We start from the raw sequence: 4,234 nt of genomic DNA, 5'->3' as shown, positions 1-4,234 counted from the left end.
CTGCTTATTCTGCTGCACTCGAAGTATACACCCGCATCGCCTTTCCCCAAAATCATGCGGCGACTTTATTCAATCTTGGTCTTGTCTACCAAGATACAAAACAATTTGACTTAGCTTACAATACCTTTGCCTCTACCATTGCTACAGTCGAAGCTTTGCGCGGAGATATTGTTTCTGGCGATGAAGCCAAGCGTAAACAAGCAGAAGAATGGAATCAGCTTTATAGACGTATGGTGGAAGTGTGCCTAGCTATGGGCAGAGACACCGAGGCAATAGAATATATTGAACGCAGTAAAACCCGCATTTTAGTAGAACTGTTAACCAAAGCAACATTAACAAGTCCAGAAAATTTGCCTTTAGTTAGTAACAGCATCCACTTTGGAGAAATTCAAAACTTCTTAGACAACAAAACTGCAATCCTCGAATGGTATCTTTTTGATGATTGTTTTCGCGCTTTCATCATCACGCGCGACAATAACAAGCCAGCCATCTGGCATTCTAGTCAGCAAGACTTAGATGCCTTAATCGATTGGAGAAATGAATATCTAGGCGACTACTACAACCCGGAAGACCAAGATAAAATCCAATGGCAGAATCAGCTAGAAGAACGCCTAAAAAAGTTAGGAGAAATTCTGCATATTGAGGAAATCTTAGACCAAGTACCCAAACAATGCGACAGATTAATCTTTATTCCTCATCGCTACTTACACCTGTTTCCTCTCCATGCTTTACCTGTCAAGGAATCATACCTAATTGACTTATTCTCCAAGGGCGTAGGCTATGCACCGAGTTGTCAAATTCTCCAACAAGTCCAACTGCGTCAACGTCCTGATTTTCAATCTTTCTTTGCCATCCAAAACCCCACAGAAGATTTATATCAAGGCTACGAAAAAGATTTAGGAGCAGTTGCAGCCATCAAGAAACAATTTCCTGATGCTCATATTTTGAAGCAAGACCAAGCTAACAAGTCAGCAATTATGCTCGGTATTAATGAAAATATTCACAATGTCACACTAAATGAAAAATTGCTGAAGGCTAACTGTGCTTTTTTCTTCTGTCATGGATACTTTAACTCTGCTTCTCCCCAAGATTCTGGTTTACAGTTAGCTGATGGAAATCTGACTTTAGCAGATATCATTACTTACTTTAAACTAGAAAACTGTCGCCTAGTTACTCTCTCTGCTTGCGAAACTGGTTTGACGGACTTCACAAGCACTAGTGATGAATACATTGGTTTACCCAGTGGATTTTTGTTAGCTGGTAGCACCAATGTAGTCAGTAGCCTTTGGACAGTCAGTGCTACAGCTACAGCATTATTGATGATTAAATTTTACGAAGAACTACAGCAGCAAAGTAATATTGTATTAGCTTTAAATACAGCACAACGTTGGTTAAGGGATACGACGGTTAAAGGCTTTCAATATTGGCTGAGTAACTCTTCACTAAGTTTAGTTTGCAAGATATATTTAAATGAATACTTTGCTGCTAATTATGAAAATACCTCAATCAAACCGTTTGCATCACCTTTTTATTGGGCTGCTTTTTGTAATACAGGTAAAGGAGTTTAGAAAATGTCAATTTATAGAAATAGCATCCAAGCTTTTATTCAAGTGCTTGACTCTCAATCAAAATTGATTCTTACTCAAGACTGGAATGAATTGCAGCAACTATCTAGTCAGTTACCAGAAGACAATGAGGAAATTGTAAAAATTCTAGAAAATTGGTTGCAACCAGAATCCCGTAATCAACTTCTAGAAGCCTACAAGCAATACCTGAAATCACTAACTGTTGTATCTTTTATTGATGTAGACAGAAATATAGGAATAGCTAATAGTAAATCACAAACTCCAGTCAATCAACCTAGTGAATCATCAAAGGAACTTGTAGATAATGCCATTAAAAACAACTCTCCTTTATCTGAAAACACGAAAACCGACAAAAAATAGTGAAGAATTTCAGCCTCAGCCTCTATGCTTTTCATCTCCGCCACACCTTAACTGAACTTCCCGGTGAAGTTGTGGCAGATGCTAATCTCTTGTGGGAAAATCTGGTAAAAGTGGGTGAAAGTTCGCTAACTTTTGTTGGGTTGAAAGATTTACGATCAAAATTAATTTGTTATCAAAATGGTAAATACGAACCCAAGCAGGAAATAGGAAGAATATCAGAACGGTTAATTGATGCTCAAGATTTAGATTTGGGTAATCTCCCCACAACAGAAGGCTTTAAAATTAATGCTAATCTTCAGCCTTTCTTATTTAACGATACCTACGCAGTTGATTTAACTTTGGTTCCAGAACCACCAAACATTTCCATAGACATACCACAACTGCAACATTTTAAACCAAATTCCCTACTACCATCTAATATTCAAGCATCTTTAGGACAAACATTATGGATTTATGGAGAAGTAGATCCAAGTGAAAACTGTAATACACTAGCTGAAAAATTAGCCATAGCCTTAGTAGCTGGCACAAATTTAAATCCGGTACGAACACAACAGGGAAAATTGTTTGGTAGTCTTTTATTTGAATACCAAGCACTTGACCCGGATGAACCAGATAATCCTGCCAAACAATGCCATATTTTAATAGTTATTAATAATAGTCAAGCTGCAACAGGAACACTTGCAGCAGAAGCTTATGAATGGTTGCTAAATTTACTGTGTAGCTACCATAAAATACTTTACATTTATCAACTAGCGCGTCAATGCTACCGGGAAGCGAGAATAATTTATAGTGATTTAGAAAATAAAATCAAAGAATTTAACAGCCTGATATCTGAAAATCAAACAGAGTTATCTGGCTTAAAAAGTTTAATGGGAAAAATACCCAAAAAAATATTTGATTACACCAGATGTTTGCAAGATTTACAAATACACTACACAGCAATTACTACTAATATTACTAGTTACACAACTTGTTTAGAGAAGATTCAAACTATTGGTAGCGGAAATAGCCCCCAATTCTGGCAGGATTTTATTAAGAAAGACTGTAAAAAACTACAAGAACAAATACAAACATATATTAACTATCTGACTCCAGGTCAAGAATTGTTTGGACAATTTGTTGATACAATTCGCGGGATAGTAGAAACAGAACAAACTGAGAGCGATCGCTCCCTAGAAAACACCATCCAAGTACTAGGTATCGGCTTTGGTGGTGGTGCGATCGCCTCTGGTGTATTCACAACACATATTGATAAAATTAATCTACCATTAGTACAAAAACATCCCCTTTACGCATCGTTAACTTTAAGCATTATTGCTACCTTGATATTTATTGCTTTAGGTTGGTTGATTACTAAACGTAAATAAGTTCGCAGTTGAGTCCAATACAGACCTAACCCCCAACCTTCCCGTGTACACACAAGTGAAATTACCCCCTTTAATCCTTCCGATGGATTGGGGGAAACAAGAAATCCAGTTCCCTCCCCAATCCATCAGGAGGGTTAGGGTGGGGTAAAACCCTTGTTAATCAGCTATTTCAGACTTGTGTGTACACCCTAGCCTTGAAAGCAGAAGGGCAAAGGAAGAAAGGAGCAGAGGGGAAAGAACTTATACAATTATCTTCCCTACTCAAGAGCCTTCATCTCCTCTGCACCTCTGCACCCCGACTCTTCAGCTTACCTTCTCTTTTCAGAAACGCTCCGTTGGTAACTCCGGGTGGCAGGTGTCTGATGTCTGGCGGGATTTGAGAGTCGATGATTTTTGTCGTGGGTGAGTCAATATTTAAACAGCACTATGCCTGCGGTTCTTGCTAGCCTACGCTAAAATATAATGCCTGCATTTTGGAATAGTGGCAATTGAATTACTTGGGTTTGTTTGGCGTTATCCAGATTGGACAATGCAATTCCCAGCAATCTAATACTGCGGTTTTCCAGATCAATCGACTCAAACAGCGCTTTGGCTATCTCAAAAATCGTAGAGAGTTCACTGATGGGAGCAAGCATTGTTTTACTGCGGGTTATCTGATGATAGTCAGAAAACTTGACTTTCAGAGTTAATGTGCGACCTCGCGTTTCATGCTGCTCTAACCGTTGCTCGACAATCTGGGCAATTTGTTCGAGTTCTTGCAACATCTGACCGACATCGCTTAAGTCCTGTGCAAATGAGGTTTCTGCACCGATGGACTTACGAACCCGATTCGCCTCAACGTAACAATTCGCAATTCGCAATTCGCAATTCGCAATTTCTTTAGTAAACTCAACGAGGTTGTCACCAACCCCGTTGGTCTTC

3 protein-coding genes and 1 pseudogene are annotated in these 4,234 nt (G+C 38.9%); 3 read left to right on the top strand and 1 reads right to left on the bottom strand.

Features of this window, described 5'->3' with window-relative positions; translation table 11 throughout:
• The 3 genes from ACFFAP_RS36655 to ACFFAP_RS36645 form a co-directional block, all read left to right on the top strand.
• Positions 1 to 1,568: CHAT domain-containing protein (locus tag ACFFAP_RS36655; protein ID WP_375515805.1), on the top strand; the 1,568-nt coding region annotated here is incomplete at its 5' end.
• A 3-nt stretch (positions 1,569 to 1,571) separates the two neighbouring features.
• Positions 1,572 to 1,946, top strand: a complete 375-nt coding sequence (locus ACFFAP_RS36650) for a hypothetical protein (RefSeq protein ID WP_375515804.1) — start codon at positions 1,572 to 1,574, stop codon at positions 1,944 to 1,946.
• The gene (locus ACFFAP_RS36645; RefSeq protein WP_375515803.1) at positions 1,946 to 3,313 is read left to right on the top strand and encodes a hypothetical protein; all 1,368 of its coding nucleotides are present in this window, start codon (positions 1,946 to 1,948) and stop codon (positions 3,311 to 3,313) included. The genes ACFFAP_RS36650 and ACFFAP_RS36645 overlap by 1 nt, the downstream gene beginning before the upstream one ends.
• Positions 3,314 to 3,765: 452 nt before the next feature.
• Here the strand turns inward: ACFFAP_RS36645 and ACFFAP_RS36640 are convergent.
• A pseudogene (locus tag ACFFAP_RS36640) lies at positions 3,766 to 4,234 on the bottom strand (hypothetical protein); the annotation flags it as partial.

This window comes from uncultured Nostoc sp., assembly GCF_964245575.1.
Classification (GTDB): domain Bacteria; phylum Cyanobacteriota; class Cyanobacteriia; order Cyanobacteriales; family Nostocaceae; genus Nostoc.
Note: the sequence above shows the minus strand (reverse complement) of the source record. Positions and strands in the feature narration are given on the sequence as shown.

What these genes read in the sequence shown, in the direction of transcription:
- ACFFAP_RS36650 (WP_375515804.1), top strand. Translation starts at nt 1,572, where the DNA reads ATGTCAATTTATAGAAATAGCATCCAAGCTTTTATTCAAGTGCTTGAC.